Origin of the sequence: Actinomycetospora rhizophila (genome assembly GCF_042657905.1) — a bacterium.
Lineage (GTDB): Bacteria > Actinomycetota > Actinomycetes > Mycobacteriales > Pseudonocardiaceae > Actinomycetospora > Actinomycetospora rhizophila.
The window spans coordinates 242,320-262,535 of sequence record NZ_JBHSKG010000006.1 but is presented as its reverse complement, the minus strand read 5'-3'; the positions used below and the strand labels follow the sequence as shown (position 1 = coordinate 262,535).

The window sequence follows — 20,216 nt, the reverse complement described above, 5'->3', positions numbered from 1 at the left end:
GACCGCAGGACCCAGGCCGACCGCCCCGCAGCGGCGGTGGTCGACCTGCGTGCCCTCCCGCTCAGCGGATGACGCCGGCCCGCATGGCCAGCGCGACCATCTGCGCACGGTCGCCCGTGCCGAGCTTGCGCCCGATCCGCGAGAGGTGACTCTTCACCGTCAGCGCCGAGAGGCTCAGCGCGTCACCGATCTCCTTGTTGGAGCGGCCGTCGGCGACCAGCTGGAGCACCTCGACCTCGCGGGCCGAGAGCTCCCGCGGGGTGTTGTCGGTCGCCGGCACGCGGGTGCCCGCCGCGAGCAGGGGAGCGACGGACGGGTCGGCGTACAGGCCGCCCTCGAGGACCCGGCGCACGCCGTCGGTGACGACACCGGGCGACGCCGACTTGAGCAGGTAGGCCTGGGCGCCCGCCTGGAAGGCCGCACGGACCGCCGACGGGTCGTCGGAGGCCGCCAGCACGACGACGCGGTTCCAGCCCTGGGCGCGGAGCTCCGCGATCAGGTCCAGGCCGCTGCCGTCCGGCAGTCCGAGGTCGAGGATCGCGAGATCACACGGCCCGGAGGCCAGTGCCCGCGTGCGGGCCTCGGAGATCGAGGCCGCCTCGTGGACGGTGCCCGCGCCCATCGAGGAGAGCCGCTGTGCGATCGCCTCGCGCAGCAGCGGGTGGTCGTCGACCACCAGCACGGTGAACATCTCTTCCCGCGGATGCGGGACCATGGCCGGCGGCAGCAGTCCGCTCGCGACGCCGCGAAGGGCCATGCCTGGGCCCACGGTTGCCACGTCGAGTACCTCCTAGAAGTCGGTCTTGCCCCCCGACATTCACGCACCGGGCCCCCGAACCATCGACCGCGCCGCCGATCGGACGAGGAAGTGCGTGCGAGAGAAGATATCCCCCCGGGCGAGTTAACGAGAGCATCAGGGCCAACTTCGCTCGGTGGAGTTTCGCGCGTTACGCGGTCGCGGTCACCCTTTGGAGTGGACAGACTCCACGAAATCGTCTCGCAGTAACACTCGGTGTAACTGCGACTACACAGAGTGCCGGGTGGCGCCGACCGTCCCAGGGCGGCTGCAACCAACGCCCCAACCGGTAGGCGTGACGGACGCAGCGACACCGGGCTGATCGGTCGTCACCCTGTGCATCCCTGCGAGCCCGCGCGAGGGCGCATCAGGACCTGCGGAAGTGCGAAAAAAATTCCGACATCGATACCGGTGGTACCGGGAGAATGTGTCAGCCGGAACGGCCCGCGCGCCGGGCGCCGAGCGTCGTGACGCCCTCGGGCGGAAGTCCGGCGGCGATGGCCAGCACACCCGCGAACGCGTCACCGTGCGCTGTCAAGATCTCTTCGGTCGGTGTCCAGGACGCGCGCAGCTCGAGGTCGGTCGCGTGGGTCGGTCCGCTGATGTCGCCGAAGCGCACCGAGGCGGTCTGGGTCACCGTGCCGCCCAGCGCGGTCCACGCCGCGCCGGAGTCGTCGAGCGCGCCCGTGAGCCACGACCACGCCACCTCGGGCAGCATCGGGTCGCCCGCGTGCTCGGGGTCGAGCTCGGCGCGCACGAACGACACCACGCGCAGCGTGCCGTCCCAGGCGTCCTGGCCCTCCGGGTCGTGCAGGAGCACCAGACGGCCCGTCACCACGACCTCGGCGTCGTCGACCTCGCCCGTGCCCGGCGGCAGGGGGGTCGCCAGCACCTCGGCGCTCCACGCCGCCGAGTACGGCGCCAGGCGCTGCGGCGGGCGCATCGTGCGGAGCTCGATCTCCGCGCGCGTCTCCAGCTCGGCGAGGGAGTCCACCGCGCGCCGGAACGTCTCGGGGTGGGTGGTGGGCGCCGTCACCTCGATGACAGTAGGCCGAACGGGTTCCGACGTGTACCTCCCACGCCGAGTGCTCCCCGCTCCCGTCCCCGCGTCCCGTGGGAGGATGGACCCATCATGAGCAGGGCAGGGGTCGTGGGCACCGATCAGCACCGTCGCGACCTCTCGGGGTCGCCCTTCCTGGCCGCGGCGCGCGGCGAGCGGCCGTCGCGCCACCCCGTGTGGTTCATGCGCCAGGCCGGGCGCTCGCTGCCCGAGTACCGCGAGGTGCGCCGGGACACCGGGATGCTCGAGGCCTGCCTGACCCCGGAGCTCGCCTGCGAGATCACGCTCCAGCCGGTGCGGCGCTACGGCGTCGACGCGGCGATCCTCTTCTCCGACATCGTCGTGCCGCTGCGGGCCGCCGGCGTCGGGGTCGACATCGTCGCCGGCACCGGGCCGGTCGTGGAGCACCCGGTGCGCTCGGCCGCCGACGTGGCCGCGCTGCCCGCGCTCGACGCCGACGGGGTCGCCCCGGTCGCCGAGGCGGTGCGCCTGCTGGTCCGCGAGCTCGGCGACACCCCGCTCATCGGGTTCGCCGGCGCCCCGTTCACGCTCGCCTCGTACCTCGTCGAGGGCGGCCCCAGCCGCAACCACGAGCGCACCAAGGCGCTGATGCACGCCGAGCCCGACACCTGGCACGCGCTGTGCTCCGCGCTCGCCGACACCACGCTGACCTTCCTGCGCGCGCAGATCGCCGCCGGGGTGGACGCCGTGCAGCTCTTCGACTCCTGGGCCGGGGCGCTGTCCGAGCGCGACTACCGCGAGCTGGTCATGCCGCACTCGGCGCGGGTGCTGGCGGGCCTCGCCGACGCCGGCGTGCCGCGCATCCACTTCGGGGTCGGCACCGGCGAGCTCCTGGGCGCGATGGGCGAGGCGGGTGCCGACGTCGTCGGGGTCGACTGGCGGGTGCCGCTCGACGTCGCCGCCCGCCGCGTCCCGCCCGGCACGGCCCTGCAGGGCAACCTCGACCCCGCGCTGCTCTTCGCCGGTCCCGACGTCGTCGAGCGCGAGGTCCGGCGCATCCTCGCCGAGGGTGCGGCCGCCGAGGGGCACGTCTTCAACCTCGGGCACGGCGTCCTGCCCGAGACCGACCCCGACGCGCTGGCGCGGGTCGTCGACCTGGTCCACGCCGGTCCGTGACCCGCGTCCTCGTCGTCGGCGGCGGGGTGTCCGGGCTCGCCGCGGCCCACCGCCTGCGCACGCTGCTCGGGCCGGACGCCGACCTCGTCGTCGTCGAGTCCGCCCGCGCGCTCGGCGGCAAGCTCGCCGCCCTCGAGATCGGCGGGCGCCGGGTCGACGTCGGCGCCGAGGCGTTCCTGGCGCGCCGCCCCGAGGCCGCGCAGCGCATCGCCGAGCTCGGCCTGGGCGACCAGCTCGTGCACCCCGGCCGCGCCGCGTCGTCGCTGCAGGTCGGCGGGCGCCGGGTCGCCCTGCCCCCGCGCACGGTCATGGGCGTGCCCGGCGACCCCGACGTCGCCGCCGACGCGCTCTCGCCCGCCGGGCTCGCCGCGCTGCGCGAGGACCGCCCCGGCGCGTGGGAGCCCGGCGGGGACGTCGCGGTGGGCGCGCTGGTGCGGCAGCGGCTGGGCGACGAGGTCGCCGACCGGCTCGTCGACCCCCTGCTCGGCGGCGTCTACGCCGGGCACGCCGACGGGCTGGGCCTGCGCGCCACCGTGCCCGCGCTGGCCGCCGCGCTCGACGCCGACCCGCGCTCGCTGCTCGCCGCCGCCCGCTCCTGCCTGCCCGCCCCGCCGGCGGAGGGCGCGCCGCCGGTCCCGGTGTTCGGCACCCTGCGCGGGGGCCTCGCCGACCTGCCCGCGACCCTCGCGCTCGCCGCCCGCGCGGACCTGCGCCTGGGCCGGACCGTGACGGGCCTGGAGCGCACGCCGACGGGCTGGCGCGCGACGATCACCGACGACGGCCCCGTGGACGCCGACGCCGTCGTGCTCGCCGTGCCCGCACCGGGGCTGCGCCGCCTGCTCGCCGACCACGCCCCGGACGCCGCGCGCGCCGCCGGCGAGATCGAGCTCGCGTCCACCGCGCTCGTGGTCCTCGCCCTGCCCGCCGCCGCCGCGGCGCCGCTGGCCGGGCGCTCCGGGGTGCTCGTCGGCGCGGGGGAGCGGCGCCCCGACGGCCTGCCCTGGACGATCAAGGCGGCCACGTTCAGCTCCGAGAAGTGGCCCCACCTCGCAGCCGGTGACGACCCCGACGACACCGCGGTCCTCCGCCTGTCGATCGGGCGCCACGGCGACGCGGCCTCGCTCGCCGCCCTGCGCCGCGACGACGACGACCTCGTCAGCGCCGCCCGCAGCGACCTCGCCGCGCTCACCGGCATCGAGGAGGTGCCCGTCGAGAGCGCGGTCGTGCGCTGGCCCGGCGGGCTGCCCCAGTACGGCGTCGGGCACCTCGACCGCGTCGCCGCCCTCGAGGACGGGGTGGCCGCCCTGCCCGGGCTCGCGGTCGCCGGGGCCACGCTGCACGGGGTCGGCGTCCCGGCGTGCCTGGCCACCGCCGACGCCGCCGCCCGGCGCGTCGCCGACCACCTGGCGGCGGGGTCGCGGCCGCGGTCGTGACCCGGGGCACACTGCGCCCATGACCGATCTCGCCGCCCACCTCGGGGCGCACGACGACGAGGAGCGCACCCGCGTCGTCGTCGACACGCTCGCCCAGGCGTTCGCCGACCTGATGACCGAGGCGCCCGCGGCGTTCCGGAACAAGTTCCGCAAGATGGCCGCCGAGCCGTTCGCGTTCTACCGGGGCAGCGCGGCGCTCTACTACGCCGACGTCGCCCGCCTCGACGACCCGTGGGTCGACGAGCGCACGCGGCGCGTGTGGATCCAGGGTGACCTGCACGCCGAGAACTTCGGCACCTACCTCGACGGCGACGGCGTGCTCGTGTTCGACGTCAACGACTTCGACGAGGCCTACGTCGCCCCGTGGACGTGGGACCTGCGCCGGCTGGTCGCGAGCGTCGCCCTGCTGGGCTGGTCGAAGGCGTTCTCCGACGCCGACATCGACGCGCTGAACGCCGCCTACCTGCGGGCCTACCTCGAGGCGGTGCGCTCGTTCTCCGGCGGGTCGGGCGAGCACGAGTTCGCGCTCACCCGCCGCAACACCGACGGCCCGATCCGCCAGGCCCTGCAGCGCTCGCGGGAGAGCAGCCGCCGGGCCCTGCTCGACGGGCTCACCGAGATCGAGGGCGAGGACCGGGTGTTCCGCGCCGGTCCCGGGGTGCGCCGCCTCGACGACGACGAGCGCGCCGAGGTCGTCGCCGCCTACGAGGCCTACCTCGACACGATCCCGCCCGCCAAGCGCTGGCCCGCGCCGGCCTACGCCGTGCACGACGTCGTCGGGCGCAGCGGCTTCGGCATCGGTAGCGCGGGCCTGCCCGCCTACAACGTGCTCATCGAGGGGCCGAACGAGGCGCTCGACAACGACATCGTCCTGTCGATGAAGCAGGCGGTCCGCGCCGCGCCGAGCCGCGTCGTCGACGACCCCGAGATCGCGGCCTCGTTCGAGCACCACGGGCACCGCACCGCCCTGTCGCGCCGGGCGCTGCAGGCCCACGCCGACCGGCTGCTGGGCTGGACCGAGATGCGCGGCGTGGGCTACGCCGTCAGCGAGCTCTCGCCCTACGAGAACGACCTCGACTGGGACGACCTCACCGAGCCCCGCGAGCTGCGCGACGTCCTGCAGCACCTGGGACGGGCGACCGCGCGGGCGCACTGCGTCTCCGACGCGGACGCCGAGCTGGGCCTGGTCACCGCGCAGGTCGAGGACGCGGTCCTCGCCGTGGTGGGCGACCGGGAGGACGCGTTCGTCGACGACCTCGTCGCGTTCGGGCGGGCCTACGCGGCCGTGGTGCGCGACGACCACCGCCGCTTCGTCGAGGCGTTCCGCGCCGACCGCGTGCCGGGCGTCTCCAGCACGGAGGAGTCCCTGTAGATGGCACGATGGACGGCGTGGCCAGGCTGAACTACGACGAGCTGAACTCGACGATCCGCTACGCCATGTGGTCGGTGTTCCGCACCGACCCGGCGCGGCTGCCCGAGGACCGCGCGGCCCTCGGCGAGGAGGTCGCCGGCGTGGTCGAGCAGGCCGAGGGCAAGGGCGTCGCCGTGCGCGGGCTCTACGACCTCGCGGGCATGCGCGCCGACGCCGACTGGATGGTCTGGACCCACGCCCCGGACATCGAGTCGCTGCAGGCCACCTACACCGCGCTGCGGCGCACCGCGCTCGGGCGCGCGTCGACGCCGGTGTGGTCGTCGACGGCGCTGCACCGGCCCGCGGAGTTCAACAAGAGCCACCTGCCGGCGTTCGTCGCGGGGGAGGAGCCCAAGGGCTACCTGTGCCTCTACCCGTTCGTGCGCTCGCTGGACTGGTACCTGCTCCCCGACGAGGAGCGGCGCACCATGCTCGCCGACCACGGCAAGGCCGCCCGTGGCTACGCCGACGTGCGCGCCAACACCGTCCCCGCCTTCGCGCTCGGCGACTACGAGTGGATCCTCGCCTTCGAGTCCGACCAGCTCGACCGGATCGTCGACCTCATGCGCGACCTGCGGGCGACCGAGGCGCGGCGCCACGTGCGCGAGGAGGTCCCGTTCTTCACGGGCCCGCGCGTCTCACCGGAGCAGCTCGTCACCTCTCTGCCGTAACGCCCCACCGTCCGGCGTACCGGACGAGCCGTACATCGATCAAGTTCTCGCCTCACGCAACGCGACATGACATATTCCGTGTGTGGCGACCGTCGGCTTCCTGCACGTGGCGGCCGAGCACGTCCGTGAGGCGCGCCGCCTCCTGGCCGAGCACGCGCCGGGTGTCGTCGATGTCCACCTGGTCGACCGCACCCTCCTGCGCCCCGGCCCCGACATCGCCACCCGGGTGGCCGCCCGGGTGGGCGAGCTCGTGGGGCGCGACGTCGACGCCGTGGTGTGCACCTGGCCCTACCTGACCGACCTCGTCGTGCGCGTCGCGCGCGAGCGCGGCATCGCCGCGTGCGGGGTCGAGGAGCTGATGGCCCCGGCCGGTGGGATGCTCGCCCTCAGTCGATGAGGTGCCAGGTGATGAGGTCGTGGATCTCCGCGGCCTGCTCCTCGCCGCGGCAGGTCACCTCGTAGAACGTCCGCCCGACCTGGATGGCCACGGTGCGGGAGAAGATCGGCTCGTCCTCCGACGAGACGTACGAGACCGTCGTGATGCGGCTGTAGGGCGCCGTGATCAGCGCGGCGCGGCCGCCGGGGAAGGCGGTGTCGAGCAGGATGACGCGGCGGTTGGTGATGCCGCACAGCGCGATCCCGGCGCTCTCGCTGGAGTAGACGCCGTCGATCTGCTCCTCGGGCATGAGGCAGTCGCGGATGACGTCGTACTGGACCGTCTCGTCGAAGCGCGGCAGACGGGCGGAGAGCGGGTGCGGGCGGCGCGGGTGGTGGTCCTGTGCGTTACCGGGTCGGAGCGGGTGGCCCATCGACGGCTTCGTCCTCTCTGCACGCGGTGGCTCGGGCGCGAGGCGGGGTGGCCGTCTCCCGACGGTAGTGATCCTGCCGGTCCGTGCCCGCCGTCGGTGGCGTCGGACACCGGTGCCGGCGCCGAAAACCTCGCTGCGGACCCGTTGGCTGCTCCGTTCGGACCAGTTCAGGGGCGGCGGTACTCCAGGAGCAGGTGCTGACCCCAGCGTGCCATCGACAGCGGGCGCACCGTCTCCGGGTGCGCGTCGACCCACTCCCAGACCGCGCGCAGCTCGGCGTCGTGGTCGAAGAGGTCGTCGAAGTAGACGAGCGTGCCGGGCCGCAGGTGGTCCTCGAGCCAGTCGAGGACCTCGCGCGTGCTCGAGTAGAGGTCGCAGTCGACGTTGACCACCAGCTCGTCGTGCGGCGGCAGCTCCCGGCCGGGCAGCGTGTCGGAGAACCACCCGGGCACGATCTCGACCCGCGGGTCGTCGATCCGCGGGACGCGCCCGGTGGCGAAGCTGCCGGCCGGGGCGTCGGCGTGCCAGTCGCCGGGCAGGCCGTCGAAGCTGTCGAAGCCGATCATGCGGGCGCCGGGCGCGGTGAGGTGCTCGCTCCACCAGCGCAGCGTCCGGCCCTCGTGCACGCCGAACTCGAGGTACAGCGGGCGCGGCGAGCCCAGCCGCTCGACGATCTCGCCGAACACCGCGAACCGGTCGCCGCGGTTGGGGACGTGCGCCTCCAGGCCCCCCATCCAGCTGCCCTGCTCGAGGGCGCCGAGCGCGGTGCGCAGCCCCGTCAGCCGGCGGGGCGAGAGCCGCCGGCCGGCGGCCACGAGCAGCCGGCGGGGCTGGACCGGGGCGAGGTGGCGGGCGAGGGCCCGCAGCATCCGGCGGGGACGGTCGCGGGACGTGAGCGCGGCAGTCATCGGCCGGTCACCGTAACGATCGCCCGGGCCGCGGCCACACCCCCGTCGGGCGGGCGCCTCAGGCGGTCGGCTCGAGGCGCAGGCTCACCGAGTTCATGCAGTAGCGCTGGTCGGTGGGCGTGCCGTAGCCCTCGCCGCTGAACACGTGGCCCAGGTGCGAGTGGCAGGTCGCGCACAGGACCTCGACGCGGGTCATGCCCATCGAGCTGTCCTCGCGCAGGATCACGTTGTCGTCGGCGGACGGCGCGTAGAACGACGGCCACCCGCAGTGCGAGGCGAACTTGGTCTCGGAACGGAAGAGCTCGGCGCCGCAGGCACGGCAGGAGTACACGCCCTCGGTGAAGACCTCGTCGTACTCGCCGGTGAACGGGCGCTCGGTCCCGGCCCGGCGCAGCACCTGGTACTCCTCGGGCGTGAGCTGCTCGCGCCACTCCGCGTCGGACTTGCTGACCTTCGGGGTGCCGATCGAGGCGTCACTGCTCATGCATCCAGGCTAATACGGCGCGCACGTCCTAGAGGGCCGTGCCGAAGACCACCTCGAGCACCTCGAAGATCACGAAACCGGTGCCGAGGAGCACGAGCGCCACGAGGACGATCGCCGCGAGGCGACGGGGGCCGTCCGCACGATTGGCGGAGTCGGCGAAGTCGCGGACCCCGGCCAGCTGCCCCTCCACGGTGAACGCGGCCGGTCCGACGTGCTCCATCCGGTCGAGGTGGGCGGCGAAGGCGCGGGCCTCGGGATCGTCCGGATCCAGGCCGACGAGGTCGTCGGCGAAGCGCCCGGGCGGGCCCGGGGGCTCGTCGGCTCCCGACCCGGATGTCCCGGAAACGCCCCCACCTGGGCCTTTCGACGCACTCATCACCCCACGGTAACCCGCACCACTTCCCGTCGGGCCTACCCTGGTGCCATGAGCACGGAGACCCCGGCGACTTCCGCGGCGCCCACGAAGCTCGACGCACAGCTGTGCTTCGCGCTGCACGACGCCTCGCGCGCGATCGCGGCGTCGTTCCGCCGCGGGCTCGCCCCCCTCGGGCTGACGTACAGCCAGTACGTCGTCCTGCTGGTCCTGTGGGAGAACGGCCCCACCACCATGGGCCGGTTGTGCCGCGAGCTGCACCTCGACAGCGGCACCCTCTCGCCGCTGCTGCAGCGCCTCGAGGAGCGCGGCCGCGTCGTGCGGCGCCGCCGCCCCGAGGACGAGCGCACGGTCGAGGTCACCTGCACCCCCGAGGGCGACGCGCTGCGCGACCCCGTGCTGGCGATCCAGCGCCGCGTGGCGGCCGAGACGGGCATGGTCGACGGCGAGATCGACCGGCTGCGCGGCGAGCTCCAGGCGCTGGCCGACCGGCTGCGCACCGCCGACGAGACCGGCGTCACCGGCGAGGACTAGTAGATTGCCGCCGTGGCGAAGTCCCCGGCGGAGGAGATCGACGTCGACGGTCTGACCGTGCGCGTCAGCAATCCCGACAAGGTCTACTTCCCGGACCGCGGGATCACCAAGCGGCAGGTCGTCGAGCACTACGTGGCGGTCCGCGAGCCGCTGCTCGCCGTGCTGTACGAGCGCCCGACGCACCTCAAGAGGTTCGTCGACGGGGTGACCGGCGAGTTCTTCTACCAGAAGCGCGTGCCCAAGGGCGCCCCCGAGTGGGTCGACACCGTCGAGGTGCGCTTCCCCAGTGGCCGCCCCGCGACGGAGATCTGCCCGACCCGCACCGCCGTGCTCCCGTGGGCGGCGAACCTCGGCACCTTCGACTTCCACCCCTGGCCGGTGCGCCGCGGGCAGGTCGACCAGCCCGACGAGCTGCGCATCGACCTCGACCCGCAGCCGGGCACCGACTTCGCCGACGCCGTGCGCGTCGCCGGGGTGCTGCGCGAGGTCCTCGCCGACGCCGGCCTGCACGGGCGCCCGAAGACCTCGGGCGGGCGCGGCATCCACGTGCTGGTGCCCGTGCGCCCCGAGTGGGACTTCGTCGGGGTCCGCCGCGCGGTGATCGCGCTGGCCCGCGAGGTCTGCCGGCGCATCCCGTCGGAGGCCACCGTGGACTGGTGGAAGGAGGAGCGCGGCGAGCGCGTCTTCCTCGACTACAACCAGGCCGCCCGCGACCGCACCATCGCCTCGGCGTGGTCGGTGCGCGGCACCCCGCGCGCGACGGTGTCGATGCCGCTGCGCTGGGAGGACCTCCCCGACGTCGACCCCGACGACTTCGACGTCCTCACCGCCGCGGGCGTGCTGGCCGAGCACGGCGACGCGCTCGCGGGCCTGCACGACGACCCGGGCAGCCTCGAGACCGCTCTGGAGTGGGTGGAGCGCGACCAGCGCGACCACGACCTCGGCGACCTGCCCTATCCGCCCGAGTACCCCAAGATGCCCGGCGAGCCCAAGCGCGTGCAGCCGTCGCGCGCGAACCCTCTGACCAGCGGGAAAGAGGCCTGACAGATGATCGGGTGGCCCGACCATAGCGCTAGCCCACCCGATGACCGGCCCGGTGTCCGATGATGTCGACGCCCTCGCAGCGTCCTTCTGGCGGCACTTCCGGGCCGAGGGGAAGTCGGATCGCACCGCGGCCACCTACCTGCAGACTGTGCGGTTCTTCGCTCGGTGGTGTCGGGAGCAGGGCGACGCACCGACCGTCGAGGCGCTGACGCGCGACCGCATTCGCAACTGGCTGGCGAGCCTCGCTCATCGAGATGGTGATGCGGTGGGCGGTTCGTCGTCGTTGGTCCCCCTGGTCGTAGATCACGTTCGGGTTGTCGATGGCGTTGTGCAGGCCGTTCCGGGTCCACGAGGCCACCTCTTCACCATCACCGGGTGCCGGCATTGAGCGCCCGCTCACTCCGCGAGCGTCCACGCGTCTGATCGAGCGCGACAGCGTGCGCGCGCGGCGCGTCGTCTCGATCCGGAGTCCCACTAGTGCTCTCATGCCCCAGTCTCGACACACGATCGAGTGAACGCGAGGTCGAGGCCCGTCGTCAGGGGGAGCAGGAGAATGACAGGACCCGGGAAACCCGCCCCTTCGCGCCTGCGGACTGCGGGCATCGTTCTCGCCGTCGCCACCGGGGTCGCCGCCGTCGCGGTCTTGATTGCGGTCGGCGGCGGCGGGGGCCCGGTGCCCCCCAGTGCGACACCGTCCAGCTCGCCCGGGACGACGCCCGGCTTGACCTCCTCGACCGGCCCGGTACCCGGCCCGTCGCCAGGAACCGTTCAGCCCGGCGCAGTTCCGCCCGGTGCCGGCAACCCGGGCGCCCTGCCGCCCGGCCCCGAACCCGTCCCCGAGGGCACTGGTGTGCCCGGTGGTGTGCCCAGTGGGGTGCCCGGTGGTGTGCCCGGTGGTGCGCCGGGCACCCCTCCGGCCGGCGGGCCGCTGGCGGGCGGGTCGATCGCGCCAGGCGGTGCCCCGGGCGCGGTTGGCCCGGGCGCGGTTGGCCCGGGCGCGGTTGGCCCGGGCGCGGTTGCCCCGGGCGCGGTTGCCCCGGGCGCGGTTGGCCCGGGCGCGGTTGCCCCGGGCGCGGTTGCCCCGGGCGCAGTTGCCCTGGGTGTGGGCGGTCCGGCCGCCGCGGTCGCCCCCGGCGCGGGCGATCCCGGTGGGACGGGAGGTCCGGGCGGCGGCGGCACAGGTGTCGGCCCCGGTGGAGGCGGGCTGAGGTTCTCCCCCCCGGTATTTCGTGCGACCTTCGAAAACACGAGCGCCGGGACTGACTCGCCTGACCTCACGATACGAAGGATCCTCAACGATTGCGGTGGGGGAGCAGAGTGTGTGCAGGGGGCCGTCCAGCTCTTCCTCTTTGCCGATGTTCGGAGTGGTCGCGAGGAGACCACTTGTCCCGGACCTGACCAGACCTCCAAGAGGACGGGCTGGGGCGGCTGGGTCGACACGCGCGGGGTGGTGGCGTGCCTGCCCGGCCGGACCGATTTGAGGATGAACCCCGGTGGCATAAAGGAATTCCTGACGGGCCTCACCTCCGATGGCCAGCCCGTCACGCCTCCCGTGCCCTGCGGAGCGCGGCCAGTCTTCTACTACGACCCCATGGAGCAGCCGGGGTGGGCCGACGCCGGCGGTCCCGGGAGTCCACAACGCGTTAACGCGTTAGTGCGCTCGGTAGGTGCTCAGTACCCGCCAGGCCTGGAGTGGAGCGATGAGCGCCCCGCCCTGAACACGCAGGCGCGGTACAACCCGGACCAATCGACGCCGGAGACGGAAAGTGCGTTCCTTCAGGGGCTGTTGCAGGCGGGAGTCACGCGTCCGCAACTACAGAAGGCTGCGGAGGGCACATCTGTGGAGAGGGATGTTGTCGAATCGGTACTTGCGCCTCCGTCAGCGCCGCCACCGTGCATCGCCCGCGTGTACAACAACTCGACGATCCCCGGTCTGGCAGACCGCGCGGCCGACGAGCTGCGCCAGCGGGGCTGGAACGTCCCAGTGGTCAGCAACTACAACGCCGTCGACGTCCCCGAGAGCGCTGTCTATTTCCGCCCCGGTACCCAGGAGGAGGGCGCCGCCAGGGCGCTCGCGGCGCAGCTCGGGGTGCGCGCGCTGCCGCGATTCGAGGGTATCCAGAACGCCTCGCCCGGCGTGATCGTCATGACCAGGGGAGAACTGAGGCCGAACGTGAATTAGCACGCTCGCTGGTCGTTGACCCTTGGATCACCTCCCGGGCATGAAACGCCGTCGCGGCCCCCATCGCCGGCCAACCCTCAATCGGGCCGCGGGGCGCATCGAGGTCCCCTCCGCCATCCCGTTGATCTTGCCGGACGTTGCGCCCCCCTTCACCGGCTCGTTGTCGGAGGCTCGGTGGTCATCTCGGCCCGACTGCATGCCATGCCTCGCTGCTCGGAGCGATGATCATCGTCTGGGGTGCCAGCTCAGTACAGGAACACCCGGAGCATTGACCTCGCGCTGGCCTGCTCGCGGCCGCGCGGGCGGTGCCGGTGGCGTCGCTGCGCGGGGTGGTACTGCTCGGCGAGCTGGCCCTCGACGGGCGGGTGAGCGGGGGTGCGGGGCGTGCTGCCCGCCGCCCGGCGGCTCGGGGTCCGTCCTGCCGGCGGCGGCTGATGGGCTTACTGATCGACAACTCGCCCGACAACTTCCGCCGCAGCGCTCCGTCGGTACCTGGTCAAACTGCGGTGACCACAGCGCTCACACGAGGGAGGCACCCCCAAGATGCCCGGCGAGCCCAAGCGGGTGCAGCCCAGCCGCTGACAATTCATCGACAACGCTGATGGCACACATCGACAGCAATTCCTTCCGGTGATCTGAACGGCGACCTAGCGTTCTCCGCGGACGACCCGGCCGGCACCGCGCCGGGCCGCGCACGCACGCACGGGAGGACACGGCATGCCCCGGTTGCTCAGTCACCTGGTCTCTCTCGAGATCACCACCCCGGACGTCGCGTCCTCGGTCGCCTTCTACGTGGAGCGCTTCGGGCTGCGGGTGATCGACCGGGCCGACGGGAAGGTCTACCTGCGCTGCTGGGGCGACCACCAGCGCCACAGCCTGGTCGTGGCCCCGGGGCCGGACGCGGGGCTCGCCGCGATGACGTGGCGCACGGAGGGGCCCGACGCGCTCGAGGAGCTCGTCGGGCGCGTGGAGGCGGCGGGCGTGACGGGGGAGTGGCGCGACGACCTGCCCGCCCAGGGCCGGACCTTCACGTTCGTCGGACCCTTCGGGCACCGGATGAGCCTGGTCTGGGACCTGCCGCCGTTCGTGGCTGAGGAGGGCTACGCGTCCACCTACCCGGACCGGCCGGAGCGTCGCAGCAGCCACGGCGCCGCCCCACGCTTCCTCGACCACGTCACGATCGCGGCGTCCGACGTGCGCGGCTTCGCGCAGTGGTACGCCGACGTCCTGGGCTTCCGGGTCATGGCCTTCACCGACCTCGAAGACGCCCCCGTGACGGTGTTCTCGGTCCTCACCACCAACGAGAAGTCCCACGACCTCGGCATCGTGATCGACACGTCCCCGACCGCGGGCCGGGTGCACCACGTCGCGTTCTGGGCCGACCACCCCGAGGATCTCGTCCGCACCGCGGACCTGCTCATCGAGAACGGCACGCCGATCGAGTACGGGCCGTCGGTGCACGGCATCGGGGAACAGCACTTCCTGTACTTCCGCGAACCCAGCGGGCTGCGCGTCGAGCTCAACTCCGGCGGCTACCGCAACTACGTGCCGGACTGGCGGGCCCGGACGTGGCGGCCCTCTCAGGGGTCGAACGACTTCTACCGCAACTGGCACATGCCCGACTCGATGATGGAGGCCTTCCCCTCCGCGGACGGGCGGGCGGGCACCGAGGACGGGGTGGCGCCGCAGCTGGCCGAGGACCTGACGAACCCGTGGGCCGCGCGCACGCCGGAGGTGCCGCGGTGACGACGACGTCGGGCCGCACGGACTGGTCCACCTTCGACCCCTTCGCGCCGGGCCAGCGTGACGATCCGTACCCGGCCTTCGCCGCCCTGCGGGACGAGGCCCCCTGCGCCCACCTCGACCGCTACGGCGTCTGGCTCGTCTCCCGGTACGACGACGTCACCGCCGTGCTGCGCGACTGGGAGACGTTCTCGTCGGCCCAGGGCGCCGGGCTCGAACCGGTCGGCACGCCCGAGGAGGGCGGGGTGATCCTCTCGACCGACCCGCCCGAGCACACGCGGGTGCGCCGCGCGGTCGCCCGGGACTTCACGCCGAAGGCCATCGCCGCCCTCGAGCCGCGGGTGCGGGAGCTGGTCCGCGACGCGCTCGGGCCGGCCCTGGCCGAGGGCGGGGTCGACTGGGTCGCGCAGGTCGCCCAGCCGGTGCCGACGACGGTGATGGCCGAGCTGATGGGCTACCCCGACCGCCACCGCGAGGAGTACTGCCGGTGGGCGGCGACGATCTTCGACTCCATGGGGTGCCCGGCGGGCGGCGAGTCCGCGACCCTCGGCGAGGCCACCGGCGGGCTGTTCGGTCTCGTCGCCCGGATCGCGGCCGACGGGGAATATGCCCCCGACGGGTGGGCCGACCGGATCGTGCAGGCCGGCGGGCGCGGCGAGCTCGGGCAGTCCGAGGTCGTCTCCCTGCTCGGCGGGATCCTCGTCGCCGCGATGGACACGACGGTCAACATGCTCGGCAACCTCGCGCACGCCCTCGCGACGCACCCCGAGCAGTGGGCGCGCCTGGTCGAGCGGCCCGAGCTGGTGCCCGCGGCCGTCGAGGAGTCGCTGCGCTTCGAGGCGCCCGTGCAGCCCGGCTTCTTCCGGGTGACCACCACCGACACCACCGTCGCCGGCGTCGCCGTCCCGGCCGGGGCCCGCGTCATGGTGGCCTTCGGCAGCGCCAACCGGGATCCCCGCCGGTTCGCGGACCCGGACCTCTTCCTCGTCGACCGGGAGCCCAACGACCACGTGTCCTTCGGGCGCGGCGTGCACTTCTGCCTCGGTGCGCCGGTGGCCCGGCTGATCGGGCGGGTGGTCCTCGGCGAGCTCGTCACGAGCGCGTCGGGCATCGGGCTCGCCGGGTCGCCCGCGCGCAAGGCGAACCGGATGCTGCGCGGGTTCGACCGGCTCCCGCTGACCGTCCGGGCCCGCTGACCTTTCGGGCCCGCTGATCGATGGCATCGATGATCGGGCCGCCCACCCGCTAGCATCGGCTCCCGCCCGGAGGTGGTGCCGACCGATGGACCGCGACTCCCTGCTCCAGCAGCTGGACCTCAACCTGCTCGTCGCCTTCGACGCCCTGATCACCGAGTGCAACGTGACGCGGGCGGCCGAGCGGCTCTCGGTGGGCCAGCCGGCCATGAGCGCGTCGCTGGCGCGCATGCGGAGGTTCTTCGACGATCCGCTGCTGGTGCGCGAGGGGCGCACACTGCGCCCGACGCCGACCGCGCTCGAGCTCATCGCGCCCATCCGCGACGCCCTGGACACGATCGAGTCGACGGTGCGCGCGACGCGCGAGTTCGACCCGCACACGGCACGGCGCACCTTCACGGTGATGGCCAGCGACTACGTGCTCCTCGTCCTGCTCCGGCCGCTGCTGGTCGAGCTGGAGACCGAGGCGCCGAACCTGCGCCTCAACGTCCGCCCGGCCGCGACCGACGCGATCGAGCGGCTCGGGCGCTCGGAGTTCGACCTGCTCGTGCTGCCCACCGAGCTCGCGAGCCGGGGCTCCGACGCCCGCTCGGCGCCCCTGTTCACCGAGCGGTTCGTGGTCGCCGTCGACCGCGACCACCCGGAGATCGGCGACCACATCACCGAGGAGCAGTTCCGCACGCTCCCGTACCTCGCCTACGACGGCACCCCCGGCCTGACCATCAGCGACCTGCGGCTGCGGCGCCTCGGCATCGACCGGCACATCGACGTGTCCACCCAGAGCTTCGTCATCCAGCCGCTGATGCTGCCGGGGACGCGCCTGGTGGCGCTGCTGCACGAGCGCCTCGCGGCCGCCTTCGTGCCCCACCTGCCGATCCGCGTGCTCGACCCGCCCTTCGACCTCCCGCCGATGACCGAGGCGATGTTCTGGTCGCCGCGCACCGACGCCGACCCCGCCCACCGCTGGCTGCGCGAGCGGGTCCGGCGGGCCGCGGCGGCCATGGACCGCTGACGCAAGTGCTTCCAGAGCATCGACGCCGTCGATGACTCGCATCGACACGCGTCGCTAACCGGCGCCCGCGCCACGCCCCTAACGTCGTCGGCACCTGCGGAGGAGGTTGCACCATGACGAGGGCACTGGTCGTCGGCGCCGGGATCGGCGGGCTGGCCACGGCCGGCGCGCTCGCCTCCCGCGGCGTCGACGTGGAGCTCGTCGAGCGCGAGGCCGAGGTCCACGCGCTCGGCAGCGGCATCACGCTGATCGGGGCGGCGCTGCGGGCGCTCGAGCGGCTCGGGGTCTACGACGAGTGCCTCGCGCACGGCTACGCCATGGACGACTTCGAGCTGTTCGACCCGCAGGGGCACCACCTCACCCGCTTCCCGCTGCCGAAGGCGGTGGGGACCGACCAACCCGGCATGGTGGGGATGATGCGCCCCGAGCTGCACCGCATCCTGCTCGACCGCGCCCGCGGCCTCGGGGTCACGGTGCGCACCGGGAGCGCGCTCACGGGCATCGAGCACCACGGCGGCGCGGCGACGGCGACGTTCGCCGACGGCGCGGGGGCGCGCTACGACCTCGTGGTGGGCGCGGACGGGCTGCGCTCGACCGTGCGCGAGCTGGTGTTCGGCGCGGTCGACATCCGCTTCCTGGGGCAGGGCATCTACCGCGTCGTGCTGCCGCGCCCGGCGGCGCTGACCACCGAGTGCCAGATCGTCGGCGGCGAGGAGACCACGATCGGCTTCACCCCGACCGGCCCGGAGAGCATGTACATGTACGTGCTCTTCCCGGTCGACGCGGACTCGCGGCCCCCCGAGGACATGGCCGCCGCGGTGCGCGCCCGCCTGGCGCCCTTCGGCGGGTTCGCCGCGACCGCCCGCGCCGCGGTCGACGGCACGACGCCGATCAACTACACCCACTTCGAGAACCTCATCCTGCCGGCACCGTGGCACCGCGACCGGGTGCTCGTGCTGGGCGACGCCGCACACGCTACGACGCCGCACCTCGCGTCCGGCGCGGCGATGTGTCTGGAGGACGCGGTCGCCCTCGGCGAGGAGCTGGAGGCCGCCGGCGACCTCGACGACGCCCTGCGCAAGGTCGCGGACCGCCGCTTCGAGCGCTGCCGCTACGTCGTCGAGACCTCGGCGCAGATCAGCTGGTGGGAGACCCACCCGGGCACGCCCGGGGCCGACCACGCCGGGCTGATGGGCGAGGCGTTCACGCAGCTCGCCCAGCCGTTCTGATGCCGACCGGCCCGAACCCGCTGGTGGGCTGGGAGTTCGACCCCGCCGCGGTCCGGACCGTCGGGGCCGGCCTCCAGCGCCCCGAGTGCATCCTCGCCGAGCGCGACGGCACCCTGTGGACCGCCGACGCGCGGGGCGGCGTCGTCCGGATCCGGCCGGACGGCACGCAGGACCTCGTCGCCGCCCGCCCGTCCGCGCACTTCGACACGGAACGTGACATGGCGGGCAGCCTGCTGTCGGGCACGCTGCCCAACGGCCTGGCCTTCGCCGAGGACGGCGACATCCTCGTCGCCAACTTCGGCACCGACGCGCTCGAGGTGATGGACCGCGAGGGCCGGGTCCGCACCCTGCACGACACGATCGACGGCCACCCCCTCGGCAAGGTCAACTTCGTGCTGCGCGACCGGCGCGGCCGGATCTGGATCACGGTGTCGACGATGCTCGACCCGTGGAGCGACGCCATCGGGCGGCACGTGGCCGACGGGTACGTCGCCGTGCTCGACGGGCACGGCCTGCGGGTCGTCGCCGACGGCTTCGCCTTCACCAACGAGATCCGCTTCGACGCCGAGGAGCGGTGGCTCTACGTCGCCGAGACCACCGCCAAGCGCGTGACCCGGATGCGCATCGCCGACGACGCCTCGGTCCTCGAGCGCGAGGTCTTCGGCCCCGGCTCGCTGGGCGCCGGCCTCGTCGACGGCATCACCTTCGACGCCTACGGCAACCTCTGGGCGACGATGATCTTCGCGGACCGCCTGGTCGCGCTCACCCCCGACGGCGACCTGCTCGAGCTCTTCTGCGACGGCGACCCCGAGGCCACCGCGCGCTTCGAGGAGGCGTTCGCGGCCGGCGGGCCCGTCCCCTTCGAGACGCTGGCGCGCACCGGCGGCACCCTCGCCCCCTGGCTCGCCAGCGTCACCTTCGGCGGGCCGGACCTCGACCGGGTCCACCTCGGGAGCCTGCGCGGCTCGACCGTGCCGGTGTTCCCCTCGCCGGTGCCCGGCCTGCCCCCGATCCACTGGTGACCGGCGAGGAGCCGCCCCGATGTTCGAGATCTTCCCCGGCAACTACGTCTGGAACCTGTCGGTCAACATCGCCCTGAACACCGGTGCCCACATCGAGGAGGTCATGCAGGCCTGCGCGCCGGTCCTCGACGCGGCCCGGGACGGCGACGACGCGGGCACCGAGCTGTTCTTCCGCTCGTGGACCGCGGTCGCGGACCGCCTCCTCGACCTCGCGCGCGAGGACGAGGCCGCGGGCCACCCCCTCAGCGCCGCGGCCCGGTACCGCCGCGCCGCGGTGCACCTGCTCACCGCGGAACGCCTGCAGAGCCGGCACCACACGCCGCGGTGGACGGCCTACCGCGCGATGCTCGACGCCTTCGAGCGGGCGCTCACGCTCGACGGCGACCCCACCGGGCGGGTCGAGATCCCGTACGGCGACGCGGCCTTCCCGGGGCTCTTCGTGCCCGCGGCGACGGCGGGGCCGGCGCCCTGCATGGTGTTCACCAACGGCCTGGACAGCACCAAGGAGATGGTGCACGGCTCGGGGATCGCCCAGGAGCTCGCGCGGCGGGGCGTCGCGACCCTCATCGTGGACCACCCCGGCAGCGGTGAGGCGCTGCGGCTGCGCGGGCTGACCGGGCGGCACGACAGCGAGGCCTGGGCCGGGCCGTGCGTCGACTGGCTCGAGACGCGCGACGACATCGCGCACGACCGCGTCGGCATCATGGGGTGGTCGCTCGGGGGCTACTACGCGCCGCGCGCCGCGGCGTTCGAGGAGCGCTTCCGCCTCTGCGTCGCCTGGGGCGCCAACTACGACTGGGGCGCGCTGCAGGAGCGTCGCCTGGCACGCGAGGGCGACCGCCCCGTGCCGCACTACTGGGACCACGTCCAGTGGGTGTTCGGCAAGGAGACCCTCGAGGAGTTCATGGCGTGGGCGCCCGCGATGAGCCTCGCCGGGGTCACCGAGAAGATCACCGTGCCGTTCCTCGTCACCCACGGCACGAACGATCGTCAGATCCCGGGTGAGTACGCGACCGCCCAGTACGAGACCGCGGTGAACAGTCCGCAGCGCGAGCTCAAGTGGTTCACCCCGCGGGAGGGCGGCGTCGAGCACGTGAGCGCCGACAACATCCCCGCCGCCACCGGCTTCATCGCCGACTGGATCCGGGACCGGCTCTGAGGCCCCGCGGCGGCCC

Annotated in this window: 22 protein-coding genes; 16 read left to right on the top strand and 6 right to left on the bottom strand. The window is 73.8% G+C overall.

The features are described from left to right. Positions 1–61 precede the first annotated feature (61 nt). A complete protein-coding gene (locus tag ACFPK1_RS14295) occupies positions 62–757 on the bottom strand; it encodes a response regulator (protein WP_116706142.1) in 696 nt (231 codons plus the stop codon). Positions 758–1,226: 469 nt separating this feature from the next. Beyond that, positions 1,227–1,832: a DUF3000 domain-containing protein gene (locus tag ACFPK1_RS14290; protein ID WP_378021600.1), complete on the bottom strand. Its 606-nt coding sequence runs from the start codon at positions 1,830–1,832 to the stop codon at positions 1,227–1,229. Between the two features lie 96 nt (positions 1,833–1,928). Between ACFPK1_RS14290 and hemE the strand changes: the two genes are divergently transcribed. From hemE to ACFPK1_RS14265, 5 genes are all read left to right on the top strand, one after another. Next, complete coding sequence (gene hemE / locus ACFPK1_RS14285) at positions 1,929–2,993, top strand: uroporphyrinogen decarboxylase (protein ID WP_378021599.1); 1,065 nt, start codon at positions 1,929–1,931, stop codon at positions 2,991–2,993. Continuing rightward, the gene (gene hemG / locus ACFPK1_RS14280; protein ID WP_378021598.1) at positions 2,990–4,426 is read left to right on the top strand and encodes a protoporphyrinogen oxidase; all 1,437 of its coding nucleotides are present in this window, start codon (positions 2,990–2,992) and stop codon (positions 4,424–4,426) included. Before hemE ends, hemG begins: the two co-directional genes overlap by 4 nt. A 19-nt stretch (positions 4,427–4,445) precedes the next feature. Further along, on the top strand, positions 4,446–5,798 hold the full coding sequence (locus ACFPK1_RS14275) for a DUF2252 domain-containing protein (protein WP_378021597.1): 1,353 nt from the start codon (positions 4,446–4,448) through the stop codon (positions 5,796–5,798). A 17-nt stretch (positions 5,799–5,815) separates the two neighbouring features. Next, positions 5,816–6,508, top strand: a complete 693-nt coding sequence (gene hemQ, locus ACFPK1_RS14270; protein ID WP_378021596.1) for a hydrogen peroxide-dependent heme synthase — start codon at positions 5,816–5,818, stop codon at positions 6,506–6,508. 82 nt (positions 6,509–6,590) lie between these two features. Continuing rightward, on the top strand, positions 6,591–6,905 hold the full coding sequence (locus ACFPK1_RS14265; protein ID WP_378021595.1) for a hypothetical protein: 315 nt from the start codon (positions 6,591–6,593) through the stop codon (positions 6,903–6,905). Here ACFPK1_RS14265 and ACFPK1_RS14260 read toward each other — a convergent pair. The 4 genes from ACFPK1_RS14260 to ACFPK1_RS14245 all read right to left on the bottom strand — a co-directional run bounded on the left by ACFPK1_RS14260 (position 6,895) and on the right by ACFPK1_RS14245 (position 9,085). Further along, on the bottom strand, positions 6,895–7,317 hold the full coding sequence (locus ACFPK1_RS14260; RefSeq protein WP_133825183.1) for a PH domain-containing protein: 423 nt from the start codon (positions 7,315–7,317) through the stop codon (positions 6,895–6,897). The genes ACFPK1_RS14265 and ACFPK1_RS14260 overlap by 11 nt on opposite strands. A gap of 167 nt (positions 7,318–7,484) precedes the next feature. After that, the gene (locus ACFPK1_RS14255) at positions 7,485–8,225 is read right to left on the bottom strand and encodes a class I SAM-dependent methyltransferase (protein WP_378021594.1); all 741 of its coding nucleotides are present in this window, start codon (positions 8,223–8,225) and stop codon (positions 7,485–7,487) included. 58 nt (positions 8,226–8,283) lie between these two features. Next, the gene (gene msrB, locus ACFPK1_RS14250) at positions 8,284–8,709 is read right to left on the bottom strand and encodes a peptide-methionine (R)-S-oxide reductase MsrB (protein ID WP_274278975.1); all 426 of its coding nucleotides are present in this window, start codon (positions 8,707–8,709) and stop codon (positions 8,284–8,286) included. Positions 8,710–8,737: 28 nt separating this feature from the next. Next, on the bottom strand, positions 8,738–9,085 hold the full coding sequence (locus ACFPK1_RS14245; RefSeq protein ID WP_378021593.1) for a hypothetical protein: 348 nt from the start codon (positions 9,083–9,085) through the stop codon (positions 8,738–8,740). Between the two features lie 48 nt (positions 9,086–9,133). Here ACFPK1_RS14245 and ACFPK1_RS14240 point away from each other — a divergent pair, with 48 nt between their 5' ends. The 11 genes from ACFPK1_RS14240 (at position 9,134) to ACFPK1_RS14190 (ending at position 20,200) form a co-directional block, all read left to right on the top strand. Further along, positions 9,134–9,616 carry a MarR family winged helix-turn-helix transcriptional regulator gene (locus ACFPK1_RS14240; protein ID WP_378021592.1) on the top strand — a complete coding sequence of 161 codons (483 nt, stop codon included), beginning with the start codon at positions 9,134–9,136 and terminating at the stop codon, positions 9,614–9,616. Between the two features lie 12 nt (positions 9,617–9,628). Then, a complete protein-coding gene (gene ligD, locus ACFPK1_RS14235) occupies positions 9,629–10,660 on the top strand; it encodes a non-homologous end-joining DNA ligase (RefSeq protein ID WP_378021591.1) in 1,032 nt (343 codons plus the stop codon). A gap of 40 nt (positions 10,661–10,700) precedes the next feature. Then, the gene (locus ACFPK1_RS14230; protein WP_378021590.1) at positions 10,701–11,048 is read left to right on the top strand and encodes a phage integrase N-terminal SAM-like domain-containing protein; all 348 of its coding nucleotides are present in this window, start codon (positions 10,701–10,703) and stop codon (positions 11,046–11,048) included. Positions 11,049–11,451: 403 nt separating this feature from the next. Further along, positions 11,452–11,868 (top strand): pentapeptide repeat-containing protein, encoded by a 417-nt coding sequence (locus ACFPK1_RS14225; RefSeq protein ID WP_378021589.1) that lies wholly within the window; start codon positions 11,452–11,454, stop codon positions 11,866–11,868. A gap of 698 nt (positions 11,869–12,566) precedes the next feature. Continuing rightward, positions 12,567–12,842 (top strand): LytR C-terminal domain-containing protein, encoded by a 276-nt coding sequence (locus tag ACFPK1_RS14220; protein WP_378021588.1) that lies wholly within the window; start codon positions 12,567–12,569, stop codon positions 12,840–12,842. 717 nt (positions 12,843–13,559) lie between these two features. Next, positions 13,560–14,588: a VOC family protein gene (locus tag ACFPK1_RS14215; protein WP_378021587.1), complete on the top strand. Its 1,029-nt coding sequence runs from the start codon at positions 13,560–13,562 to the stop codon at positions 14,586–14,588. Beyond that, positions 14,585–15,781: a cytochrome P450 gene (locus ACFPK1_RS14210; RefSeq protein ID WP_378021586.1), complete on the top strand. Its 1,197-nt coding sequence runs from the start codon at positions 14,585–14,587 to the stop codon at positions 15,779–15,781. The genes ACFPK1_RS14215 and ACFPK1_RS14210 overlap by 4 nt, the downstream gene beginning before the upstream one ends. A gap of 85 nt (positions 15,782–15,866) precedes the next feature. Beyond that, on the top strand, positions 15,867–16,790 hold the full coding sequence (locus ACFPK1_RS14205) for a LysR family transcriptional regulator (RefSeq protein WP_378021585.1): 924 nt from the start codon (positions 15,867–15,869) through the stop codon (positions 16,788–16,790). A gap of 113 nt (positions 16,791–16,903) precedes the next feature. After that, positions 16,904–18,019 (top strand): FAD-dependent monooxygenase, encoded by a 1,116-nt coding sequence (locus ACFPK1_RS14200; protein WP_378021584.1) that lies wholly within the window; start codon positions 16,904–16,906, stop codon positions 18,017–18,019. Continuing rightward, the gene (locus ACFPK1_RS14195) at positions 18,019–19,041 is read left to right on the top strand and encodes an SMP-30/gluconolactonase/LRE family protein (protein WP_378021583.1); all 1,023 of its coding nucleotides are present in this window, start codon (positions 18,019–18,021) and stop codon (positions 19,039–19,041) included. Before ACFPK1_RS14200 ends, ACFPK1_RS14195 begins: the two co-directional genes overlap by 1 nt. Positions 19,042–19,060: 19 nt before the next feature. Then, on the top strand, positions 19,061–20,200 hold the full coding sequence (locus tag ACFPK1_RS14190; protein ID WP_378021582.1) for an alpha/beta hydrolase family protein: 1,140 nt from the start codon (positions 19,061–19,063) through the stop codon (positions 20,198–20,200). Positions 20,201–20,216: the final 16 nt, after the last annotated feature.

Bases quoted from the DNA above. Each gene is read 5' to 3' on its own strand.
- hemE (WP_378021599.1), top strand. From the start codon at position 1,929: ATGAGCAGGGCAGGGGTCGTGGGCACCGATCAGCACCGTCGCGACCTC.
- ACFPK1_RS14205 (WP_378021585.1), top strand. From the start codon at position 15,867: ATGGACCGCGACTCCCTGCTCCAGCAGCTGGACCTCAACCTGCTCGTC.
- ACFPK1_RS14230 (WP_378021590.1), top strand. From the start codon at position 10,701: ATGACCGGCCCGGTGTCCGATGATGTCGACGCCCTCGCAGCGTCCTTC.
- ACFPK1_RS14260 (WP_133825183.1), bottom strand. From the start codon at position 7,317: ATGGGCCACCCGCTCCGACCCGGTAACGCACAGGACCACCACCCGCGC.
- ACFPK1_RS14195 (WP_378021583.1), top strand. From the start codon at position 18,019: ATGCCGACCGGCCCGAACCCGCTGGTGGGCTGGGAGTTCGACCCCGCC.
- ACFPK1_RS14215 (WP_378021587.1), top strand. From the start codon at position 13,560: ATGCCCCGGTTGCTCAGTCACCTGGTCTCTCTCGAGATCACCACCCCG.
- ACFPK1_RS14245 (WP_378021593.1), bottom strand. From the start codon at position 9,085: ATGAGTGCGTCGAAAGGCCCAGGTGGGGGCGTTTCCGGGACATCCGGG.
- ACFPK1_RS14240 (WP_378021592.1), top strand. From the start codon at position 9,134: ATGAGCACGGAGACCCCGGCGACTTCCGCGGCGCCCACGAAGCTCGAC.
- ACFPK1_RS14200 (WP_378021584.1), top strand. From the start codon at position 16,904: ATGACGAGGGCACTGGTCGTCGGCGCCGGGATCGGCGGGCTGGCCACG.
- ACFPK1_RS14295 (WP_116706142.1), bottom strand. From the start codon at position 757: ATGGCCCTTCGCGGCGTCGCGAGCGGACTGCTGCCGCCGGCCATGGTC.
- ACFPK1_RS14255 (WP_378021594.1), bottom strand. From the start codon at position 8,225: ATGACTGCCGCGCTCACGTCCCGCGACCGTCCCCGCCGGATGCTGCGG.
- msrB (WP_274278975.1), bottom strand. From the start codon at position 8,709: ATGAGCAGTGACGCCTCGATCGGCACCCCGAAGGTCAGCAAGTCCGAC.
- ACFPK1_RS14190 (WP_378021582.1), top strand. From the start codon at position 19,061: ATGTTCGAGATCTTCCCCGGCAACTACGTCTGGAACCTGTCGGTCAAC.
- ACFPK1_RS14275 (WP_378021597.1), top strand. From the start codon at position 4,446: ATGACCGATCTCGCCGCCCACCTCGGGGCGCACGACGACGAGGAGCGC.